Annotated in this window: 20 protein-coding genes and 1 riboswitch; of the genes, 8 read left to right on the plus strand and 12 right to left on the minus strand. The window is 68.7% G+C overall.

What is annotated here, in order from left to right; all coding sequences use genetic code 11:
* Positions 1 to 113: 113 nt before the first annotated feature.
* Positions 114 to 1,559: a sensor histidine kinase gene (locus AC3B6C_RS13545; RefSeq protein WP_488373123.1), complete on the minus strand. Its 1,446-nt coding sequence runs from the start codon at positions 1,557 to 1,559 to the stop codon at positions 114 to 116.
* A gap of 3 nt (positions 1,560 to 1,562) precedes the next feature.
* Complete coding sequence (locus tag AC3B6C_RS13550; RefSeq protein ID WP_488373124.1) at positions 1,563 to 2,225, minus strand: response regulator transcription factor; 663 nt, start codon at positions 2,223 to 2,225, stop codon at positions 1,563 to 1,565.
* A gap of 159 nt (positions 2,226 to 2,384) precedes the next feature.
* Here AC3B6C_RS13550 and AC3B6C_RS13555 point away from each other — a divergent pair, with 159 nt between their 5' ends.
* Together AC3B6C_RS13555 and AC3B6C_RS13560 are read left to right on the plus strand one after the other, a co-directional pair.
* Positions 2,385 to 2,789 (plus strand): Ig-like domain-containing protein, encoded by a 405-nt coding sequence (locus tag AC3B6C_RS13555; protein ID WP_488373126.1) that lies wholly within the window; start codon positions 2,385 to 2,387, stop codon positions 2,787 to 2,789.
* A gap of 44 nt (positions 2,790 to 2,833) precedes the next feature.
* The gene (locus AC3B6C_RS13560) at positions 2,834 to 3,040 is read left to right on the plus strand and encodes a hypothetical protein (protein WP_488373127.1); all 207 of its coding nucleotides are present in this window, start codon (positions 2,834 to 2,836) and stop codon (positions 3,038 to 3,040) included.
* A 3-nt stretch (positions 3,041 to 3,043) separates the two neighbouring features.
* On the opposite strand, the gene AC3B6C_RS13565 is transcribed toward AC3B6C_RS13560, so the two are convergent.
* Positions 3,044 to 3,784, minus strand: coding sequence for an esterase/lipase family protein (locus tag AC3B6C_RS13565; RefSeq protein ID WP_488373128.1), 741 nt, complete (start codon positions 3,782 to 3,784; stop codon positions 3,044 to 3,046).
* 165 nt (positions 3,785 to 3,949) lie between these two features.
* Here AC3B6C_RS13565 and AC3B6C_RS13570 point away from each other — a divergent pair, with 165 nt between their 5' ends.
* Positions 3,950 to 6,547, plus strand: a complete 2,598-nt coding sequence (locus tag AC3B6C_RS13570; protein WP_488373130.1) for a helix-turn-helix transcriptional regulator — start codon at positions 3,950 to 3,952, stop codon at positions 6,545 to 6,547.
* Between the two features lie 528 nt (positions 6,548 to 7,075).
* Here the strand turns inward: AC3B6C_RS13570 and AC3B6C_RS13575 are convergent.
* The 3 genes from AC3B6C_RS13575 to AC3B6C_RS13585 all read right to left on the minus strand — a co-directional run bounded on the left by AC3B6C_RS13575 (position 7,076) and on the right by AC3B6C_RS13585 (position 9,439).
* Positions 7,076 to 7,285: a hypothetical protein gene (locus AC3B6C_RS13575; protein ID WP_488373131.1), complete on the minus strand. Its 210-nt coding sequence runs from the start codon at positions 7,283 to 7,285 to the stop codon at positions 7,076 to 7,078.
* 67 nt (positions 7,286 to 7,352) lie between these two features.
* Positions 7,353 to 8,168 (minus strand): bifunctional allantoicase/(S)-ureidoglycine aminohydrolase, encoded by an 816-nt coding sequence (locus AC3B6C_RS13580; protein WP_010844341.1) that lies wholly within the window; start codon positions 8,166 to 8,168, stop codon positions 7,353 to 7,355.
* Positions 8,165 to 9,439, minus strand: coding sequence for a DUF6986 family protein (locus AC3B6C_RS13585; RefSeq protein WP_488373133.1), 1,275 nt, complete (start codon positions 9,437 to 9,439; stop codon positions 8,165 to 8,167). The genes AC3B6C_RS13580 and AC3B6C_RS13585 overlap by 4 nt, the downstream gene beginning before the upstream one ends.
* 154 nt (positions 9,440 to 9,593) lie before the next feature.
* On the opposite strand from AC3B6C_RS13585, the gene AC3B6C_RS13590 reads away from it, so the two are divergent.
* Positions 9,594 to 10,355, plus strand: a complete 762-nt coding sequence (locus AC3B6C_RS13590; protein WP_035718116.1) for an IclR family transcriptional regulator — start codon at positions 9,594 to 9,596, stop codon at positions 10,353 to 10,355.
* 14 nt (positions 10,356 to 10,369) lie between these two features.
* Here the strand turns inward: AC3B6C_RS13590 and AC3B6C_RS13595 are convergent, their stop codons facing one another.
* Positions 10,370 to 12,742 carry a protein kinase domain-containing protein gene (locus tag AC3B6C_RS13595; RefSeq protein ID WP_488373134.1) on the minus strand — a complete coding sequence of 791 codons (2,373 nt, stop codon included), beginning with the start codon at positions 12,740 to 12,742 and terminating at the stop codon, positions 10,370 to 10,372.
* 127 nt (positions 12,743 to 12,869) lie between these two features.
* Positions 12,870 to 15,023, minus strand: a complete 2,154-nt coding sequence (locus AC3B6C_RS13600; protein WP_488373135.1) for an RCC1 domain-containing protein — start codon at positions 15,021 to 15,023, stop codon at positions 12,870 to 12,872.
* A gap of 101 nt (positions 15,024 to 15,124) precedes the next feature.
* On the opposite strand from AC3B6C_RS13600, the gene AC3B6C_RS13605 reads away from it, so the two are divergent.
* Genes AC3B6C_RS13605 through AC3B6C_RS13620 form a run of 4 tightly spaced genes read left to right on the plus strand, consistent with a single transcriptional unit; the run spans position 15,125 to position 16,842 of the window.
* Entirely contained in the window at positions 15,125 to 15,397 is a 273-nt protein-coding gene (locus AC3B6C_RS13605) for a hypothetical protein (RefSeq protein ID WP_488373136.1), read from the plus strand.
* Positions 15,398 to 15,402: 5 nt separating this feature from the next.
* Positions 15,403 to 15,915, plus strand: a complete 513-nt coding sequence (gene moaC, locus AC3B6C_RS13610) for a cyclic pyranopterin monophosphate synthase MoaC (protein WP_014925738.1) — start codon at positions 15,403 to 15,405, stop codon at positions 15,913 to 15,915.
* Positions 15,908 to 16,399 carry a MogA/MoaB family molybdenum cofactor biosynthesis protein gene (locus AC3B6C_RS13615; RefSeq protein WP_488373137.1) on the plus strand — a complete coding sequence of 164 codons (492 nt, stop codon included), beginning with the start codon at positions 15,908 to 15,910 and terminating at the stop codon, positions 16,397 to 16,399. Before moaC ends, AC3B6C_RS13615 begins: the two co-directional genes overlap by 8 nt.
* Positions 16,396 to 16,842 (plus strand): molybdenum cofactor biosynthesis protein MoaE, encoded by a 447-nt coding sequence (locus AC3B6C_RS13620; protein ID WP_055477140.1) that lies wholly within the window; start codon positions 16,396 to 16,398, stop codon positions 16,840 to 16,842. Before AC3B6C_RS13615 ends, AC3B6C_RS13620 begins: the two co-directional genes overlap by 4 nt.
* Before the next feature lie 147 nt (positions 16,843 to 16,989).
* On the opposite strand, the gene AC3B6C_RS13625 is transcribed toward AC3B6C_RS13620, so the two are convergent.
* The 4 genes from AC3B6C_RS13625 to AC3B6C_RS13640 all read right to left on the minus strand — a co-directional run bounded on the left by AC3B6C_RS13625 (position 16,990) and on the right by AC3B6C_RS13640 (position 19,965).
* Positions 16,990 to 17,610 carry a transglycosylase family protein gene (locus AC3B6C_RS13625; protein WP_010844332.1) on the minus strand — a complete coding sequence of 207 codons (621 nt, stop codon included), beginning with the start codon at positions 17,608 to 17,610 and terminating at the stop codon, positions 16,990 to 16,992.
* Between the two features lie 6 nt (positions 17,611 to 17,616).
* Positions 17,617 to 17,800, minus strand: a riboswitch (cyclic di-AMP (ydaO/yuaA leader).
* 257 nt (positions 17,801 to 18,057) lie between these two features.
* Positions 18,058 to 18,306, minus strand: a complete 249-nt coding sequence (locus AC3B6C_RS13630) for a MoaD/ThiS family protein (protein WP_014925741.1) — start codon at positions 18,304 to 18,306, stop codon at positions 18,058 to 18,060.
* Positions 18,307 to 18,317: 11 nt separating this feature from the next.
* Complete coding sequence (gene moaA, locus AC3B6C_RS13635) at positions 18,318 to 19,406, minus strand: GTP 3',8-cyclase MoaA (protein WP_488373138.1); 1,089 nt, start codon at positions 19,404 to 19,406, stop codon at positions 18,318 to 18,320.
* 13 nt (positions 19,407 to 19,419) lie between these two features.
* Positions 19,420 to 19,965, minus strand: a complete 546-nt coding sequence (locus AC3B6C_RS13640) for a flavin reductase family protein (protein WP_010844329.1) — start codon at positions 19,963 to 19,965, stop codon at positions 19,420 to 19,422.
* Between the last annotated feature and the right edge of the window lie 4 nt (positions 19,966 to 19,969).

The following is a 19,969-nucleotide window of genomic DNA, read 5'->3' on the forward strand; positions in this document are numbered from 1 at the left end:
GTGTCCTCCAGATCGTCGAACGTGCACCCGACCCGGTCCGGCGTCGGTGCCCCTAACACTGTGAAGGCAGTCACAGGCTTAACCCAAGCCGATCGCGGTTTCCTAACACTCCCTTAGGACTGGTCGTCCGCCGCGGCGCTCGACACCACGTCCGCGGCCGGGATCCAGAGGTCCACCCGAAGTCCCGCCGGTCGTCCGGCACTCACCGTCAGTTCGCCCCCGGCACCCTCGACCAGCGCCCGCGCGATGGACAATCCGAGTCCGGAGCCGGGTCCGCCTCCGGTCGACGCACGGAAGAACCGTTCCGTCACGCGTGGCAACTCGGCCTCCGTCACGCCACGACCGGTGTCGGCGACCCAGATGTGAATCCGCGCTCCCTCCGCCCGGCACCCCAGCTCCACGGTTGCGGCCGGCCCGGCGTAATTGACCGCGTTGCTCAGCAGGACGTCTATCGCGCGGACGAGGTCGTCCTCGTCGAGCGCCGCGATCGTCGTCCGGGTGGGCCCCGACGGCAGGGCGATCGACGCCGACAGTCCGGCGTCGGTGAGCGCACCCGCCCAGAAGTCGTGGCGCTCGACCAGCACGGCGCCGACATCGCAGACGCCGGTGGCGGAGCCGGCGGGCCGCGCCTCGGCGGTGGCCAGGACCAGCAGGTCCTCGACGATGCGGTCGAGCCGATCGATCTCCACCAGGGTCTTCTGATGCGATTCGAGCGCTCGGCCGGTCAGGCCGAGGCCGAGAGTGTCGAGGCGAAATCTGACCGCTGCGAGGGGGTTACGAAGTGCGTGCGCGGTGTCGGCCACCAGGCGGCGCTGGGCGGCTGTGGCGGTCTCGACGTCGTCGGCCATCGCGTCGAAGATGCGGGCCAGCTCGCGAACCTCCGGCGGGCCGGTGGCCCGGTGATCGCGGGGCTCGCTCGGCCTCGGCTCGCTCGCTCCGGGAACACGGTCGATGACCGACGCGCGCAGCGATCGCACCCGTGTCGTCAAGGCGGTGAGCGGGCGAACAGTCCAGCGCGACAGCGCAACAGCGATCACCGACCCCACCACGAGCATCGCGATGGCGCCACCGCCGATCACCGACCAGGTCCGGGCGACGTCGCGTCTGGCCTCCGACGTCGACGCCGCGATGACGACCGCGCCGTCGACCTGGGTGCCCGTGCCGATCGGCATGGCCACCAGTGCCGACGGGGGCGACCAGGGTGTCAATCCCGACGCGATCCGGGTTCGCTGGTTGCGCAACGCCTCGGACACGGCCTCGGCGACCTCCGGCGAGTCGGCGGTGAGCCCGGCCGCGGCCCGCGTCGTACCGGCCCGGTCGACGACCACGACACCTTCGCCATAGAGGTCGCGGTAGCGTTCGACGGCCCGCTGCAGTTCTGGCCCCCGCGTCTCCGGTTCCCGATCGGCGAGGTCGGCGAAATAGGTTGCGGATGCGGTACGACTCTCGGTGAACCGTTGCAGCCGTTCACGACTCACCGTCGTCGCGAGAGGAATGGCCAAGCCGAGAACCACGATCGCCGAATAGGCGACGAGCACGAGCAGCACACGCCGCCACATCGCTCAGGAACCCCAGCGGTAGCCGTACCCGCGGATCGTCTCGATCACGCCGGGCCTCCCGAGCTTCGCCCGGAGTGCGGTCATGTGGACGTCGAGGCTACGGGAGATCGCGACGTGGGCGTCGCCCCAGATCGCATCCATCAACTGTTCGCGGCTCACCGCCTCACCGCGGCGTGTGACCAGGTGCGCGAGCAGTTCGAACTCCTTGGGCGTCGGCGCGACCTCGGCGCCGCCCACGGTGACCAGCCGCGCATCGAGGTCGACCACGATGTCGCCGGTCGTCACCCGTCGCTCCGTGGTGACCGGCGCGTCGGCCACACGCCGACGGGCGGCCACCTCGAGCCGCGCCATCAGCTCGCCGAGCCGCGCCGGTTTGACCACGTAGTCGTCGGCGCCGCCGCGGAGGGCCCGCACGACCGACCGCTCGTCCTGTCGCGCGGTGAGCACCACGACCGGGATGTCGCTGACGGTCCGCAACCGGCGCAGTACGGTCAGTCCGTCCTCGTCGGGTAGGCCGAGGTCCAGTAGGGCGAGGTCGAACCCGCGGTGACCGAGGAGGAGGTCGGCACCGCGTCGCATTCGCCGGGGCTCGTGTCCGATCTCGATCAGGGCGTCGACGAGGGCGTCACCGACCCCGTCGTCGTCCTCCACCACCGCGATACGCATCGGGTCCACGGTACGACAGCGATACCCGGAAGCTCGCGTAGCCGGTGTCGCCTGGTCGTGTAGGTGGGGTAGTCCCTTACGTGCGCTCACGGTGGTGCTGCGCAGAAGAGTGAGTTACGGATGCACGCGTATCCACCAGATCGCTCACAAGGGGGCACCATGACATCGAATCGCTCGACACTCCGAACCCGTCGCATCGCGGGCACAGCCGCGGCGGCGTTGGGAACGCTCGCCGCGTCCACACTCATCGCGGCCCCGGCGCACGCGATCGGTCAGATCGACATCAGCCCGGGATTCGCGGGGCGATACGGAACCGGGTGTACGTACACCCTCACCGTGCCGGCCCAATCGGGAGGTTACGTCTACTTCCTCGACAACGGCACGATCATCAAAGGGGGCGCCCAAGCCGTCGTCGGCGGGGTCGCAACGCTGGACTGGACGCCGACCAGCCTGGGTGGGCATCAGCTCAGGGCACGCGAGGTTCCGTCAGGCGTCCTGTCGGTACCGAAGAATGTTACCGTCGGTCAGGGCCTGGACCTGGGCAGCTCCTGCCTCGCCTTTTGACGTCCTCGGGCCGTCTCCGGACACCCGATGCCGGTGGTGAACCCGTGTCTCACGACTTCGACGACGACGCGGTCCGGTATGCGCTGGACCGCCTGCCGCTGCCGTACTCCGAGGCATTGCGATTACGGACTGCCGGTATCGGCGACTCGGTCATCGCCGACATCCTCGGGGTGGACCCAACAGCGCTGCCCGGGATGTTCGAGATCGCCGAGGCCAAGTTGGACGCAATCCTGCGTCGCCGAGAACGTTGAGGATCACGCGGCGGGCAGATCGACGAACGCGCCGGGGCACTCGCCGTCAAGGGCCTTGCGAACCAGAGCGATCATCGTCGGGTTCTTCGGCTCGTCGACGTGCGCACCCCCATCGATGCGATCGACGACACAGACTCCGCCGTCGAGCATTCTGTCTCTCCCTCCATGGACCACTTCGTCGTCGGCCACCGTCCGGAGCGTGGTGTAACCGACCGTCCCCGGAGTGTCGTCGCCATGATTGAGCTTCGCGAGGAATGCACTGTAGGGACACATCTCTCCTCCGAGATGGGTGGGTAGAACGCACGTCGGGAGCCATCCGTACTGACCGGTGCCCATCGATACATAGTTGCCGATCTGCGCAACCCCGCCGAGGTGCTTGATGTAGTGGCGCGCGGACAACCCGCCCATGCTGTGTGCGACGAGATCGATCCTCATGCCTGCCGACTCGGCTCGGGCGGCGTCGACGGTCCGCGCTATGACCCGGGCGTTGACGGTGTTGGAGTCGCCCGGCAGCTCGACTGTGTAGACCGGGTGTCCGTCAGACTGCAAAGCAACACGAAGTGGGAGAAAATCCTGTTGTCGGGGCGGCAGCAATCGTGAAGCGGTCCACCCGTGCACCAGAATCACCGGATTCCGCGCGGGCTGGGGTATGGCGGTCGCGTACATCGGTGCCGCGGTCGGGATTCCGACCGTTGCGGTGGCTGCGGCTGAAAGAATGGCAACTGCAATAACTTTCGCCCTCATTGTGCGTCCTTCGGGTCATGGTCTCGATCCGCCGCTCAATTTCGGATTATATTAGACGGCTGGCTGCTGATCGGTCTTCGAGAGAATGTCATTTGGTGAGTCGAGTTATTCGAATTCGTTGTATTCCGGTACGAATGCGAAACCGAGTGCATCTAGAATTCCATCATGGAGAACTGGCCGATGACCGGGCGCGCTGAGGAGCTCGCCGCGGCATCGGACGCTGTCCTGGGCGGTGGCATCGTCATCTCTGGCGCCGCGGGCGTGGGTAAGAGTCGCCTCGCCCAGGCGATCCTGGACGTGGCGCGGAACGACGGTCGGCATGGTCGGCATCTGACGGCCACCGAGTCCGCCCGCTCGGTGCCCCTGGGGATATTCGCCGAGTACGTCACGGGCTCCGGCGATGACCCGCTCGCTCGTATCAGCACCGTCCTGCGCGTGGTGGCGGGCGGAAGTGACCGCGCGCCGCTTGTCGTGATCGACGACGCCCACCTTCTCGATGATCAGTCTGCGCTCGTCGTCCACCACATGGTTCTGCGCGGCATCGCGTCTGTTGTCCTCACCGTTCGGACCGGCGCCCGAGCTCCGGACACGATCCGCGCGCTGTGGAAGAGCAATGCGCTGGCCAGGCTGGAGTTACAACCTCTGTCGCGGTGGGAGACAGTCGACTTACTCGAGCAGGTCTTGGACGGCGCGATCGAGTCCGCCACCGCCGAACGCTTGTGGCATTACACGCGCGGCAATGTCCTGTACCTGCGTCAACTCGTATCCGACGAATTGGCAACCGGTCATCTGGTCCAGCGGTCGTCGGTCTGGATGTGGGACCGCACCCCGATGGTCTCGCAGACGCTGTTCGAACTCGTCGACGCCGGCATCGGCCGACAGCCAGACAACGTTGTCACCGTCATAGACGTCCTTGCGGTGGCCGAACCTCTCGACCTTGCGACCGTGCGGGGTGTCGTCGGCAGTACGGCCGTCGAGCAAGCCGAGGCTGCCGGCCTCATCGCCGTCGACACGGACGCCGTCCACCCGATCGTCCGGCTGGCGCACCCGATGTATGGGGAAGCACGGAGGTACCGCGCACCCACGCTCCGATTGCGCAGGCTCCGAAGCGCGGTGCTCGCCGCGCTGCCGGACAACCGCCCGTTCAATGATGTCGAACTCGTTCGCCGTGCCGTGTTGACAGTGGAGTCGGATACCACCCCTGACCCGGCGGCACTCGTAGACGCGGCAAACGCGGCGATTCGACAGATGGACCCGGCGACCGGGGAACGCCTTGCGCGGGCTGCCGTTCACGGTGGCGGAGGTGTTGCCGCACAGACCGTTCTGATGAATGCCCTGGCAAATGGTGAACGGCTCGAGCTCGCACTCGAAGTCAACGACGAGCTGATCGCGACCGCGACGACACACGTTGACCGAGTTGTGTTCGGCCTCATACGTGTTGGGATCTTCCTACGCCAGAACAACCGTACGGGGGCCGGGCAGATCCGTGACTTACGGCAAGCTGCAGCGGCGTGTGGGATGACCGAGATCTATGACTGTCTTCTGGCAGCGGTCCTGTCGCTGGAGAACGACTTCGAATCAGCTGCGCGGGTCGCTCTCGCCGGTTTGTCCGGGCACGAAGAGCTTCCTCCGTCCGCCGAGTTCATCGGAAGGTTCGGGCTGGTGACGGCATGCGGTGAACTCGGTCGGATCGCGCTGGTCCGCGAGCACGCGGACCGTGGTCATCTGCTCGCAAATACCTCGCCGATAACGGCGAGCGCTCATTGGTCCTTCGCCGCTTGTCACGCGATGACCCTCTTGTTCGCAGGTCTGATAGACGAAGCAGCAGGCCTCGCAACGCTGTTCGAAGACGAGTCGATGGACCATCCGCTCGCTCGTTCGTACCGCGCCACCTTCTCCGGTCTGCTGGCATTGTCCAGAGGCGAACTCCGGTTCGCCCGCAAACTTCTCGGGGAGGCAGGTGCTCTCGTCGACAATCAGCTGCTCCGCTCGTGCATCGACTTCGCAATGGCGACCGCCCAGGGCATCGCGGGTGATGCCGTAAGGGCGGAGGAGGCACTCTCGCGGGTGCCCGCTGACGATCCGGCGCGGGACGCGTTGACCTACGCGGTCACAGCCGCGGCCTGGACTCGGGCTGCCAGCGGGCTGGTCGGCGAAGCCATCGACATCACGCGTGCGGGCGCGCGCGATGCGCGGGAACTCCCGGCACCGGCTCGAGAAGTGATGTGGCTTCAGACCGCAACCCAATTCGGCGACCCATTCAACGCGGACCGTCTTGCCGCACTCGCTTGCGAGGTCGAGGGCCCGCGTGTGATTGCCGCTGCGGCCCACGCCGGCGCGTTACGAGTCAGCAACGCTGACGGCCTCATGGCGGCGGCACGAATGTACGAGGCGTTCGGGGACCTCGTGGCTGCCGGCGATGCAGCGGCACAGGCTGCGGTCGTATACCGGGGCGGTGGACGACGCGGTTCCGCGATGACGGCGACTGCGTTCTCACGTGGGCTGGCGACGAGAACCGGGGCGGACACCCCGGCCTTGCGGACCAATCAACTGTCTGTGCCGTTGACCGCTCGGCAACGAGAGGTCATCACCCTTGCGGGACGGGGAATGACCAACCGCGAGATCGCAGACCGGTTGACGATGTCGATACGAACCGTTGAAGGTCACTTCTTCCGGGCAAGCCAGAGCGCGGGTGTCAACAGTCGCGAGGCCCTGATCGGTCTGCTGCTCCACCCAGGGGAGTGTTCCGCGGAACACTCGTGACCTCACCCCTCGAGTAGTCGACTACTCGTGCCAACACAGGTCTCGCGGCGCATCGTTGGTGAATGTCGGTCGAGTCGGTCACGCGGAACCGCATGCGCTACGCACCCATACTTGCGTGCGGCGTGTACGGGCGGCATCAACGAACGACTTGTCCGCTATCCGTACCCACTTGCGCAGAACGTCTTCACCGTCACAGCGGCAGGCACCGGGAGTCCTCGGGTCGAACCGGTGCCGTCTGACACGGTCGACAGTGGTGGGAGCCGACAAGAACCGGTCGGAGACGGCATGCGCGGCCGGCGGCCGCTCGCCCGGGGCACGCAACGCAGGGTGTCACGCTCGTTGCCGTGGCCATGGCGATGATCGCCACGACTGCCGCAGCACTGTCCGTGCGCGGTCGGCGCGTGCGTCGGCTGTCAAAGCGTGGTTCGTCGCCTGCCGTCCATGTCGAGCTTCGCACGCACCCCGAACCGCGGTGCTCGAATGTCGAACGTCCGTCCTCGCCTGAAGTGGTCACGCACGCCGTCCATGTCAGGTCTCGACCGACGCGGTCACTGCCCGGTCATCGATGTCTATCTCGACGGTCTGCCCGTGGGTGCGGTCGGGATCGAGCTCACCGGAACACGCGATCTCTCCGGGGTGCAGTTGCTGATCGACAACGCGTTTCTCACGGGGATCAGGTGCGGTGAATGTACCGCCGAACTGAGCATGTCGATTCAAGGATTCTCTGTCGCGCGTCATCGGCAGAGGTTCGACATCCGTGAGAGCCTCACCCTGCGTCGGCCGCGGCCACTCGTTCCCGAACGGGTCAGAGCACGATCTGCCGATTCACGTCCTTGTAGAGCAGGTACCGGAAGTTCGACGGCCCGCCGGCGTAGCAGGCCTGCGGGCAGAAGGCGCGCAGGGACATGTAGTCGCCCTCCTGGACCTCCACCCAGTCCTCGTTGAGCCGGTAGACGGCTTTGCCTTCCAGGACGTAGAGGCCGTGTTCCATGACGTGGGTCTCGGCGAACGGGATCGACGCACCGGGCTCGAAGGTCACGATGTTGACGTGCATGTCGTAGGCGAGGTCCTGGGGGTCGAGCATTCTCGTTGTGCGCCAGGCGCCGTCGGTGTCGGGCATTGGGGAGGGCTCGATGTCGCGCTCGTTGCCGAACTGCGGCGACGGCTCGTGACCCGCGATGGGCTCGTAGCGCTTGCGAATCCAGTGGAAGGATGCGGGGACGTCGCCGCGATTGTGCGCCGACCACGGGGTACCTGCGGGCAGATAGCCGAATCCGCCGTCGGTCAGTGTGTGGTCCTCGCCCGCGACCGTCACGGTCAGCGCGCCGGCGGTGACGAAGAGGAAGCCCTCGACCGCCGACTGTGGTTCCGGCGCATCTGATCCGCCGCCCGGGGCGACCTCGACGATCGTCTGCGCGAAGGTCTGCGCACCGCCGGGCACCGGTCGGTTGAGCACCCATGCGCGGGTGTCGGTCCACTCCGGGAAGACCGACGTGACGATGTCACGGAGCACACCGCGCGGGATCACCGTGTACGCCTCGGTGACGACCGCGCGGTCGCTCAGCAGGTCGGTCTGCGGCGGGAGTCCACCGGCGGGGGTGTAGTACGGCGTCGTGTTCATCGGGTTGTCCTCTGTGAGTGGGGGAGTGCGATCTCGCGCACCTTCGCGATGGGCAGGTCGGTCGTGGTCTCGACCTCGTCGACGGTCAGCGCGCCGCACAGTTCGCCGCGTCGGATGAAACCGGCGAGTGCGCGGGCCGTCGCGGGCTCGTCGAGTACCGACGACTCGATCCGATGCGCGTAGTTGCGCAAACGTACTGCGGCGGAGTCGAATCCGTCACGGTAGAAGGCGTACGTCGCCAGGAAGCGCGTGACCAGTTGAGCGGGGTGTAGATCCCAACCCTGGTAGAAGCCGCGTTCGAGATGGCGGCGGACCAGCCGCGCGTGCAACGCCCAGCCGGCTTCGACGGCATCTGGGTCGCCGACCGGGAGGATGTTCGTCGATCCGTCCGACAGCCGCACGCCGGTGCCCGCCGCCGCGAGTTGCATCACGGCCTTCGCGTGGTCGGCGGCCGGATGTTCCATCGACTGATAGGCCGCGGCGATACCGAGGGACGCCGAGTAGTCGTAGGTCCCGTAGTGCAGAGCGGTCACCCGACCCTCGCCGGCGTGGATCATCGGCGCGACGGCCGCCGTGCCGTCGACGCCCATGACCGCCTGGGGGGTCTCCACCTGGATCTCGAAACCGATACGGCCGTCGGGCAGTCCGTGAACTCGCTCGAGTTCGCGGGCGACGCCGACCATCGCGACGACCTGATCGGTCGAGGTGACCTTCGGCAGCGTCAGCGTCAATCCCGGCGGGAGGTCGCCGGTCTCCGCCAGACCGGCGACGAACAGGTCGAGGGTGCGCAGGCCACGGGCTCGGACGTCGGCCTCGAAGCACTTGAAACGGATGCCGAGGAACGGCGGCGAGGCGTCGCCGGCCTCCCGGATCGCGGCGACGGCGGCGGCGACCGCCGCGTCCTCCTCGTCGTCGGAGCGGACGCCGTAGCCGTCTTCGAAGTCGATACGGAGGTCCTCGACGGGCTCGGTGCGCAGCTTGCCCTTTACCAGATCCGCGAGTGCGGATGCGGCCGAGTCGGTGTGGGCGACGGTCGAGCGGGCGATGGCGGCGAGGCCGCCGTGATCGGCAGCCGTGTCCAGCGCCGCCCGTCCCCAGTCCCGGGCCAGATCCGCTGAGTACCGGTCGGCGGGGACGTAGACCGTGTGGACCGGCTGCCGGCTCCCGTCGTCGCCCGGATACCGATCGGACAGGACGGCGTCTGCCGGTGCGAGGGTGGCCTCGACCTCGGCGAGGAAGGCCGCACCGAGGCGGCCGGGTTGCACACTCACGAGGCGCCCCCTAATGACGATTGGTGGAAAAAGAATTCCGCAGGGCGGAGTTTACTGCAGATCGGGTGCCTGCCACCACTCCTGGAGCGGAATGCCTGCCGATTGTGGTTTCACATGATGGAACGTAGCGTGATGTCGGACTGTGGAGGTGGCGATGGCGGGGAACTCGGGCGGTGTGCAGTCCGTCGAGCGGGCATTCGAGCTGCTCGAACTCATCGGGCGCGCCGGCGGCGAGTGTTCCCTGAGTCATCTGTCGGCGGAATCGCCGCTGCCGCCCCCCACCATTCACCGGCTGCTGCGGACGCTCGTGGGGATCGGCTACGTCCGGCAACTCCCGAATCGGTCATACGCCCTGGGCCCCCGGCTCATCCGGCTCGGTGAGGTGGCCAATCGGCAGCTCGGCGCAGTCGCCGCGCCCGTCCTCGCCTCGCTGGTCGGCGAGCTCAGCGAGACCGCGAGTCTCGCGGTGCTCGACGGGGACATGGTCATCTACGTGGCTCAGGTCCCGTCGCCGCACAGCATGCGGACCAACAACGAGGTCGGCCGTCGGGTGACGATGCACAACACCGCGGTGGGCAAGGCCGTCCTCGCTGAACTCGACGACGCGCGCATCCTCAAACACGTCACCCAGGCCGGGCTCACCGCGGCCACCGAGTGGAGTGTGACGTCGCTGTCCGGCGTGTTCGCCGCCGTCGAGCAGGTGCGCGCGGACGGCGTCGCCACGGACGAACAAGAACACGAGGTCGGGGTCTGCGGCATGGCGGTCGCGGTCCCCGGTGCTCCCACGCCGATGGCGGTCGGCATCTCGGGGCCGGTGGCCCGATTCGACGATGACCTGCGTACCCGTGCGGTCGGGGCGCTGCGCACGGCGGCCGGGACCGTGTCCGAGGCGCTCATCGGGTCCAGGGAGACCTAGATCCGGGACGTAGGTCAGATGGTGAGCTTCGTCGGTGTCGTGCGGTTCGCGCCGTCGCCGCTGGAGCCGTCGCCGATCTGACCGTCGTTGTTGAATCCCCAGCAGTACACCGACGCCGCCGACATCGCGCACGACGTCCCGTTGCCTGTCGAGATCGACGTGACGTCGGTCAGTGTCGAGACCTCGCGGGGGATCTTCACCGAACCGCCGGAGGAGCCGAGCTGGCTGCGGTCGTCGTCGCCCCAGCAGAAGGCCCGGTCGTCGGAGACCGCGCAGGTAGTGCCCCAGTCGGTGGAGATGGCCGAGACCCCGCTCAGGTTGCTGACCTTGACCGGTGCCTGACGGGTCTCGCTGGTGCCGTCGCCGATCTGACCGTAGGCGTTGGAGCCCCAGCACCAGGCGTCGCCGCCGGCGACCGCGCAGGTCGTCTGGAAATAGGTGCTGGTGTTGGTGTTCGGGTCGTCGTCATCGGATGCCTCGTGATAGCCGCCGATGGCGATGTCGGTGACGTCGGTCAGTGTGCCGACCTTGACCGGTGCCGAGCGTGCCGTCGTGCTTCCGTCGCCGATCTGCCCGTTGTCGTTGGCGCCCCAGCAGAACGCCGACCCGTCCGACACGGCGCAGGTGGTGCCGTAGGCGGTCGCGATGTCGGTGACGACGCCGAGCCCGGGAACCTTCGTCGGGGCCGACACCGGGTCGGTGCCGCCGCCGGTGCCGAGCTGGCCGTACTCGTTGTTGCCCCAGCAATAGGCGTCGGTGCCGGCGACCGCGCAGGTGGTGCCCCACCCGGTGGAGATCGCCTTGACGTCGGAGATGGTGCCGACCTTCGTCGCGGCGTCCACCGTCGATCCGCTGGTGCCGTTGCCGACTTCGCCGTAGTGGTTGTTACCCCAGCAGAAGGCATCGCCGGCCGCGATGGCGCAGGCCGTCGCGACGTAGGCGTTCTCGCCGGTGAGGTAGCCGCCGGTGGCGACCGCGGTGGCGTTCGAGACGCCGGTCACCGGGACCGGGCGGGTGTGCGGCGTCGTGGTGCCGTCGCCGAGCTGACCCGTGTCGTTGTCGCCCCAACAGTGCACGCTGCCGGTGACCACGGCACAGCTGCTGCCGAAGTTGGTGGTCACCACCGGCTGCGCGACGGTGGCCTTCTCCGGGTCGTCGACGGTGCTGCCGATGACGGCCAGCCCGACGACGGCCGCGACCACGAGCAGCAGCACGGCGCCGAGCACGCCGGCGATGATCAGCCCGGTCCGCTTTTTCTTTGCCGGCGGGACCGGCGGCATGCCCGGGTATCCGGGTTGGGGTTGGCCGGGTTGCGCGTGCGGGCCCGAGAGGTGGGGCGCCGAGGAGTACATCGGCTGCGGTCCCGACGGTTTGTTCATCAGTGGCTGCGGCCCCGACGGCCCGGTCATCGTCGCCTGCGGAGGAGGCGTGTACTGGCCGTGGGGTGGGCCGAAGTGCTGCTGGGGTCCCGAGGGGTGCCCGGCGGACGGGCCGCCGGTGCCGCCGCCGACGAGGGTGGGCGGTGGCACCGAGCCGGCGACCATCGTGTTTCCCTGCGCCGCAGGCGAATCGAGAGCGGACTTCAGCGCGGCCGCGAAGCTGCGGCAGTCGGGGTAGCGGGCCGCGGGGTTCTTCGACAACGCGCGCTGGAACACCGGGTCGAGGTGGGCGAGGTCGCCGCGCAGCTGGCCGATGTGGGGGACCGGACGCTGGATGTGTCCCAGCATCACCGAGGGCTCGGACTGCCCGACGAAGGGAGGCTGTCCCGCGAGCAGGGCGTACGCGGTGCAGGCCAGTGAGTACTGGTCCGACCGCGCCGTGGCGTCGGCGCCCTCGAGTGTCTCCGGGGCCGAGAAGGCGACCGTCCCGATGAAGGAATGGGTGCCGGTCAGGTTGGCCGAGCCGGCGAGTTTGGCGATGCCGAAGTCGAGCACCAGGGCGCGTTCGACGACGCTCGTCGCCGGGTCTCGCGTGACGAGGATGTTGGCGGGCTTGATGTCGCGGTGCACCACGTGGTGGCGGTGCGCGTAGTCGAGGGCGTCGGCGACCTGGGTGACGACCGTGGACACCTCGGCCGGCGTCAGGCGCTCCTCGGTGAGGTCCTTGCCGTCGACGTAGCTCATCGAGAACCACGGCGAGCCGTCGGAGATCCCGTACTGATGGATGGTGATGATGCTGCGATGGTCGAGTTTCGCGGTGGTGCGTGCTTCGTTGGTGAAGCGCTGGTTGAAGCCGGGCTGCGCACTGACCGCCGTGGAGATGACCTTCAGGGCCTCGCGCCGTTCCAGCTGCAGGTTCTCGACGAGGTACACCTCGCCCATACCGCCCGCGCCGAGCTGAGAGACCACGCGATAACCGGCGATGTGGGTGCCGGGACTCAACGGCACGGCGTCACCTCTTCCTGGACTTGGCGCCCGACGGGTTTCCAAATGACTGCTCTCGCAGACGTATGCAGGGACGATACCGAAACCGGAGGGGCCCGGGGCACCCTTCAACCGGATGACGGGACCGTCGTCAGAACGTGACCTGCGTGGGGGTCGGACGGTCGTCGGTGCCGCCGACGCCGAGCTGCCCGGTGGCGTTGAAACCCCAGCACCAGAGGTACGACGACGCGAGCGCGCACGAGGTCCGCTCGCCGGCGGATACCGCACTCACATCGGACAATTCGTTCACGCGGGTGGGCGCCGGACGGTCGGTCAGCGTGCCGTCGCCGACCGATCCCCAGGCGTTGGCGCCCCAGCAGTACGCGACGCCCCCGGCGAGTGCGCAAGTGGTGTTCGACGTGCCCGTGCTGATGGACTCGACCTCGCTGAGGCCGGTCACCGGCGTCGCCGTGCGGCGCCCGTAGGTGCTGCCGTCGCCGAGCTGCCCGAAGTCGTTGTTGCCCCAGCAATACGCGCTCGCCCCGGCGACCGCGCAGGCGGTGGCGGCGCCGGCGGAGACCGAGGTCGCACCGTCCAGGTCGGCCACCCGGGTCGGGCGGGCCCGGTTGGTGGTCGTGCCGTCGCCGACCTGCCCGTTGTCGTTGAGTCCCCAGCAGTAGGCGTCGCCCGCGGCGACGGCGCAGGCGAAGTTCACGCCGACGCTGATCGCGGTCACGTCGTCGAGGCCGCCGACGCGGACCGGTCGGTACTGATTGGCGGTGGAGCCGTCGCCGAGCTGGTCGAAGTCGTTGGTGCCCCAGCAGTACGCCGCGCCCGCCGAGATCGCGCAGGTGGCCCAGTTGGCGGTCGATATGGCGGTGACGTCGGCGAGGTCGGCGACCCGGGTCGGCGTCAGGCGCGCGTCGGTCGTGCCGTCGCCGACCTGCCCGTAGTCGTTGTTGCCCCAGCAGTAGGCGACGCCCTCGGCGATCGCGCAGCTGTTGGGGCCACCGGTGCTGATGGCGGTGACGCCGCTGAGATCGGCGACCCGCGTGGGTGTCTGGCGCGTGTCGGTCGTGCCGTCGCCGATCTGGCCGGCGGCGTTGTCGCCCCAGCAGTACGCGGTCCCGTCGCGAATCGAACACGTGGTACCGAGACCGGCGCTGAGCTGCGCCTGGGCGTCCGTGGCCGCGAGGGGCGACGACCCGGCATCGGTGGTGGCCCCGTCGTCAGAGCCGCCGAGGGTGACGACGCCGATGGCGACCACGGCCGCGAGGACCGCGACCGCGACGACCGCGGCCAGCGCGAGCGGCCACCGGCGCCGGCGCGCCGTTGTCCGCGCCGGAGGTGTCGGGGGCGGGGGAGTGGGAGGTGCCAGGGCGGGCGTGGGGGTGGAGCCCCAGGCCAGGGTCGGATCCGCCGGCGATCGCGGCGGGATGACCTGCGTCGCCGGGAGGGGAGCGCGTGGTCGGTCGTCGGCGCCGGCCCGTTCGAGCGCGGCGTGCAGATCCGCGGCGAACGCGCGGCAGGTGGGATACCGGTCGAGCGGGCCGCGCGCGAGCGCACGGTCGAAGACGGGGTCGAGCGCGGCGAGCCCGGGTCGATGGGTGCTGATCGGCGCCGGCCGCGTCGTGAGCTTCGCGACGATGTGGCGCGTCTGCGTGTCGGCGTCGAACGGGGTTGTGCCGGATAGCAATTCGTAGGCCGTGCAGGCCAGGGCGTACTGATCCGACGCGGGGCCCGCCGGTTTGCCGTCGAGGATCTCCGGCGCCGCGTAGACGAGGGTCCCCACGAACGACGACGGCGCGGTCAACGTGGTGGCGGTGGTGAGTTTCGCGATCCCGAAGTCGAGCACCACCACGCGGTCGAGGGCGTCGTCCATCGCGCGTCGCGTGACCATGATGTTGCCGGGTTTGATGTCGCGATGGATCACGCCGTGCTCGTGTGCGTAGTCGAGCGCGTCGGCGACCCGGGAGACGACGGTCGCCACCTCGTCCGGGCGGAGCGAGGCGCGGCGGAGGTCGCGCCCGTCGAGGTGGGTCATCGTGAACCAGGGGTCGCCGTCGGTGACGCCGTAGTGATAGATCGTCACGATGGCGGGGTGGTCGAGCGCCGCCGCGGTCTGCGCCTCGCGGCTGAACCTCCGCGCGAACTCCTCGTCGACGGTCTCGGCGATCGAGATCACCTTCAGGGCCTCGCGCCGACGCAGTTGGGGGTTCTCGACCAGATAGACGGTGCCCATTCCACCGCTGCCCAACCGCGTGATCACCGGGTAGCCGGCGACCTCGACTGGCTGGGCGGCCATGGGCGTCTCCTGGTGGCGTGACCTGTGTTGCGACGACGATAGCCCCTCGCACGGCCGTCCTGCCCTGACACGGCACTTGTTCATCCGAACGACATGGCACAATGCTCGACGTGGCAAACAAATCTGGCGCTGAAACATCCACCCCCGGCGAAGCGGGTGCCGGCACCGGCCGAGTCGTGAAATCCGATGGCCGCAAGAAGCACTACGTCGACAACGGCTGGCCGCAGGACGACAACGGCGACGCCGCCGAGCATGCCGTCTCCGAACTCGCGACCCACATCTCCGGTGCGCTGTCGCCGTTCGGCGACACCGAGTTCCCGCTTCCGGTCGACGAGCTGCCGTTCGTGCAGTCGAAGACCGTCGTCAACCGCTGACGTCGATGCCCACCGGAGGCGACGGCGGCTCCCGGCTGAGCCACCTCGACGCCTCCGGGTCGGCCCGCATGGTCGACGTCGGGGCCAAGCCGTCGACGAAGCGTCGCGCTGTCGCCGCCGGCACGTTCCACACCACCGCCGAGGTGATCGGCCTCCTCAGTGAGTCGAGGCTGCCCAAGGGGGATGTGCTCGCCACGGCGCGCATCGCCGGGATCATGGCGGCCAAGCGGACCGACGAGCTGATTCCGCTGTGCCACCAGTTGGCGTTGTCGTCGGTGGAGGTCGACTTCGCGATCGGTGCCGAGACGATCGAGGTGACCGCGACCGTGGCCACCTCCGGTCAGACGGGCGTCGAGATGGAAGCGCTGACCGCGGTCGCCGTCGCCGGCCTGACACTGCACGACATGGTCAAGGCCGTGGACCGACGCGCGCAGATGGACGGTATCCGCCTCCTCGCCAAGACCGGAGGCAAGTCGGGCGACTGGTACCGCGACCCGGCTGACCCGGCCGATGACTGATCCGGGAACACCACGCGTCGCGCGTGTCGTCGTCGCGTCGAACCGCGCCAGCAGCGGTGTCTACGCAGACCGGTCCGGCCCGATCATCGAGGCGTGGCTGAGCGAGCAGGGGTTTCGGGTCGACGAGTGCGACGTCGTGGCCGACGGCCCACCGGTCGGCGATGCCGTCCGCGCCGCGATCTATGCCGAGGTCGACCTCGTGATCACCACGGGGGGAACAGGTCTGACGCCCACCGACCGGACTCCGGAACAGACCCGGCCGCTCCTCGACTTCGAGATCCCGGGTCTGGCCGCCGAGATCCGGTCGGCCGGGCTGCCGAAGGTGCCGACCGCCGTCCTCTCCCGCGGGCTCGCCGGGGTGGCCGGCACGACGCTCGTCGTGAACCTGCCCGGTTCGACGGGCGGGGTCCGCGACGGGCTGGGCGTGCTCGCCGGCGTCGTCCACCATGCACTCGATCAGATCCGCGGAGGCGACCACCGATGACCGGAGATGCCGGCACCCGCGTGGTGCACACCGCTGTCGTCGACGAGCCGATCACGCTGGCAGACCACGAGGCGATGGTCGCCGCTGCCGCCGAGGGCAAAGCCGGGGCGGTGGTCGGCTTCGTGGGCGCCGTCCGTGACCACGACGGCGGGCGAAAGGTGACCGCCCTGCACTACTCCGGGCATCCCACCGCGACGAAGGTGCTGGCCGACGTCGTCGAGGAGGTCTCCGCGGTCGACGGCGTGCGGGCGGTCGCCGTCTCCCACCGGGTCGGCGACCTCGCGATCGGCGACATCGCCTTCGTGGTCGCGGTGGCCGCCGACCATCGTCGGGCGGCGTTCGAGACCTGCTCGCGTCTCGTCGACGAGGTCAAGTCCCGGCTGCCGGTCTGGAAGCACCAGTTCTTCGACGACGGCACCGACGAGTGGGTCAATTCGGCATAGACCCGCTGGTTGAGCCGACCCCCCGCTGGTCGAGCCTGACCCCCGCTGGTCGAGCCGACCCCCGCTGGTTGAGCTTGTCGAAACCCCATTGGAAAAGGGCCCCGCACGGATGATTCATCGTGCGGGGCCCTTCGTCTGTGTCCCGGATCAGGGGTTGGGCAGCAGGTGCTTGTTGTCGTTGAACAACTTGATCTGGTCCTGGTTCAGCGAGACACCGCTGTCCTTGGCCGCCTGCCAGAGGTTCTTGATCTCGGGGCTGACGCCGGCCTCGGTGAGGGCGTCGGTGACCTGCTTGGCGACGTCGTCGGTCGTCTTGGCCAGGTCGACGCTGCCGTTGCCGCCGGGGAGCACCGGGGCGATCTCACGCGGGGTGTCGGTCGGCGCGCTGCGCGGGGTCGAACCCGAGAGACCGGTGCCGCAGGTGGGCCAGGCGCCCTTGCCCTGCGATCCGAGCACGCGCTCGGCGACGACGATCTGCTCCTCGCGGGAGGCCTGGTCTGCGGTCGGGGCGAACTCGCCGCCGCCGTGGCCGGTCCAGGTGCTCGGCGAGAACTGCAGGCCGCCGTGGTAACCGTTGCCGGTCGCGATGGCCCAGTTGCCACCGGATTCGCACTGCGCGACCTGGTTCCACTCGGCGTCGGTGGCCGCATTGGCGGTACCGGTGCCCAGGAGGGCTGCTCCGCCGCCGAGGACTGCGCCGGTGAGGGCGACCTTCGTGATGGTCTTGGCGGCCGTGCTGGTCGTCTGCTTGCGATGACGTCCGGACATGTATGTGTTTCCTCTCTCCACGCGCCTACGAAGTCAGCTGTCGGGTTCGAGCGAGAGGTGCTCGGCCCCGGTCGTCGCGGTGGTCGCCGCGTCTTCCGGGACTTAACCCCGAGGACACCTGGTGTGGTGTCCGGTCTCAGGGGATGAGGTTGGGTCCCCCGTCCTCGTTCCTAGATTGCTTGTCGTTCCCACCGGCGGAACGAGGCTCGGCGCGGCCGGTGGGACGTTATGTCTTGGTTGCTGTGTCGTGACCTCCGAGGAGGACGCTTCGTACAGTACGTCGTTCGTTGGACTGAATCACCTGGCTGAACGCAAGCGATTTTCGGCCCGGATCCGGGTCTTCCGACCCACTTTGGGCGTCATCCCAGTTCAACGGGTTAGTGGCCGTCCCGTGCCCATCCTGTTACTCCACCGTTATGTGACAAAGGTCACAAGCCCGGTGTGGCGTCAGCCACCGGCAAACGGCGGGAGAACGTCGAGTGTCGTGCACGTGCCGAGTGCGCGCGTCCGATCGGAGAACGCGATCTCGTCGCGCAGATACGAGCAGCGTTCGAGAACCGTGGCGAGGGAGGGGTTTCCGGCGGCGAGGGTCTCTTCCAGGACGCGGAGGGTGGTCGTCGGGTCGATCTCGACGACTCTCTCCTCGGCGCCGGCCGCGGCGCGCGCGGCGGCGAAGAATCGGACTGTGAGCTGCATCGGACGCGAGCCTAGCCGCCGATCGCCGACATCGGTCGGTCCGGTTGCCGGAAGCCCGCGGCGTTCACCTCGTGACCGGCCGCCTTGGCCCACATGTTGCCGCGCCACAGGTGTGCGAGCGCGGCGTCGATCTCGTCGTCGGGGAGTGTGCGCAGAGCGGTGCGGACATCGGTTTCCGACGTCGCGAACAGACAGTTGCGCAGCGTCCCGTCCGCGGTGAGCCGGGTGCGGTCGCAGTCCCCGCAGAACGGCTCGGTGACCGACGCGATGACCCCCACGCGCGCGGGCCCGTGAGATCCCTGGTGACCGTCCACGAGCCACGTGGCGGCCGGAGCACTCCCGCGCGGCGCGGGATCGGGCAGGAGGGTGAAGCGCTCACGCAGCGTTGCGAGGATCTCCCGGGCGGTCACCATCTGCGCTCGCTGCCATGCGTGGTCGGCGTCGAGGGGCATCTGCTCGATGATCCGCAACTCGTAACCGTGCTCGAGGCAGTACGCGAGCAGGTCCGGAACGCCCGCCAGATCCGCGCGGGCGGGCACGACGGCGTTGACCTTGACCGGGTCGAGTCCGGCGCGGCGCGCCGCCGCCAGGCCGTCGAGCACGTCCGTCAGCCGGTCTCGCCGAGTGATCTCGGCGAATCGGGCGGGGTCGATGGTGTCGAGCGAGATGTTGATGCGGTCGAGGCCGGCGTCGACCAGGCCCGCCACCCGTCGTGGCAGTCCGAGTCCGTTCGTGGTCATCGCGATCTCGGGGGCCTGGGGGAGGCCGGCGACGGCCGCGATGATGTCCTCCAGATCGCGCCGCAGCAAGGGTTCACCGCCGGTGAACCGGATGCGGTCGATACCCAGGTCGCGAACCGCGACCGTCAGCACCCGGATCAGTTCGTCCGTGGACAGCACCTGGTCGGTGGGCATCCAGTCCAGGCCCTCGGCGGGCATGCAGTACGAGCAACGCAGATTGCAGCGGTCGGTGACCGAGACCCGGAGATCCTTCGCCACCCGGCCGAACGTGTCGCGCAGCGGACCCTCGGCCGGCGCGTCGGAAGCCGCTGCGTCCCGCGGGGACACAGGCAATGGGATTCCGAGGCCGACGGTGTTCATGCTGCGCAGAGACTCATTTCCGGGTGGGATCCTTCCGTGCCTCGAGCGCACGGAACGTGCTGGCGTGGAAGACCAGGGGTTCGACACCGGGATCGGCGCGCAGCGACTCGATCTCCAGGAGCACGACGGTGTGGTCGCCGGCCTGGATCTCGTTGTGGATCGTGCACGACAGGTGCGCGGCGGCGTCGGGCACGAAGACCGCGCCCCGATCGGTGCTCAGCGGGGTGATGCCGTCGAAGCGGTGCTCCGACGATCCCGCGAGCTGCTTGCAGAGCTCGATCTGGTCGCCGGCGAACACGCTGACCCCGATCGCCGGTGCGGTGCGGATCCGCGGCCAGGTCGTCGAGGTGTTCTGGACGCAGACCGAGACGAGCGGCGGATCGAGCGAGACGGTGGTGAACGAACTGGCCGCCATTCCGATCAGGGTGGTCGAATCCCCGTCGGGTCGTTCGCAACACACCGCGACGACGCCGGACGGGAAGCAGCTGTAGGCATCGCGCAGCGCCCGCCCGTCGGAGACCGGCGAGAGGTCGGGGGTGGTGTCGATGGTTGTGGTCAAGGTC

This window comes from Gordonia sp. 11cp (assembly GCF_057767225.1).

Excerpts from the sequence above, each read along its gene's own strand:
- AC3B6C_RS13545 (WP_488373123.1), bottom strand. The coding sequence starts at position 1,559 with ATGTGGCGGCGTGTGCTGCTCGTGCTCGTCGCCTATTCGGCGATCGTG.
- AC3B6C_RS13550 (WP_488373124.1), bottom strand. The coding sequence starts at position 2,225 with ATGCGTATCGCGGTGGTGGAGGACGACGACGGGGTCGGTGACGCCCTC.
- AC3B6C_RS13555 (WP_488373126.1), top strand. The coding sequence starts at position 2,385 with ATGACATCGAATCGCTCGACACTCCGAACCCGTCGCATCGCGGGCACA.
- AC3B6C_RS13565 (WP_488373128.1), bottom strand. The coding sequence starts at position 3,784 with ATGAGGGCGAAAGTTATTGCAGTTGCCATTCTTTCAGCCGCAGCCACC.
- AC3B6C_RS13570 (WP_488373130.1), top strand. The coding sequence starts at position 3,950 with ATGGAGAACTGGCCGATGACCGGGCGCGCTGAGGAGCTCGCCGCGGCA.
- AC3B6C_RS13575 (WP_488373131.1), bottom strand. The coding sequence starts at position 7,285 with ATGACGCGCGACAGAGAATCCTTGAATCGACATGCTCAGTTCGGCGGT.
- AC3B6C_RS13580 (WP_010844341.1), bottom strand. The coding sequence starts at position 8,168 with ATGAACACGACGCCGTACTACACCCCCGCCGGTGGACTCCCGCCGCAG.
- AC3B6C_RS13590 (WP_035718116.1), top strand. The coding sequence starts at position 9,594 with ATGGCGGGGAACTCGGGCGGTGTGCAGTCCGTCGAGCGGGCATTCGAG.
- AC3B6C_RS13600 (WP_488373135.1), bottom strand. The coding sequence starts at position 15,023 with ATGGCCGCCCAGCCAGTCGAGGTCGCCGGCTACCCGGTGATCACGCGG.
- AC3B6C_RS13605 (WP_488373136.1), top strand. The coding sequence starts at position 15,125 with ATGCTCGACGTGGCAAACAAATCTGGCGCTGAAACATCCACCCCCGGC.
- moaC (WP_014925738.1), top strand. The coding sequence starts at position 15,403 with ATGCCCACCGGAGGCGACGGCGGCTCCCGGCTGAGCCACCTCGACGCC.
- AC3B6C_RS13615 (WP_488373137.1), top strand. The coding sequence starts at position 15,908 with ATGACTGATCCGGGAACACCACGCGTCGCGCGTGTCGTCGTCGCGTCG.
- AC3B6C_RS13620 (WP_055477140.1), top strand. The coding sequence starts at position 16,396 with ATGACCGGAGATGCCGGCACCCGCGTGGTGCACACCGCTGTCGTCGAC.
- AC3B6C_RS13625 (WP_010844332.1), bottom strand. The coding sequence starts at position 17,610 with ATGTCCGGACGTCATCGCAAGCAGACGACCAGCACGGCCGCCAAGACC.
- AC3B6C_RS13630 (WP_014925741.1), bottom strand. The coding sequence starts at position 18,306 with ATGCAGCTCACAGTCCGATTCTTCGCCGCCGCGCGCGCCGCGGCCGGC.
- moaA (WP_488373138.1), bottom strand. The coding sequence starts at position 19,406 with ATGAACACCGTCGGCCTCGGAATCCCATTGCCTGTGTCCCCGCGGGAC.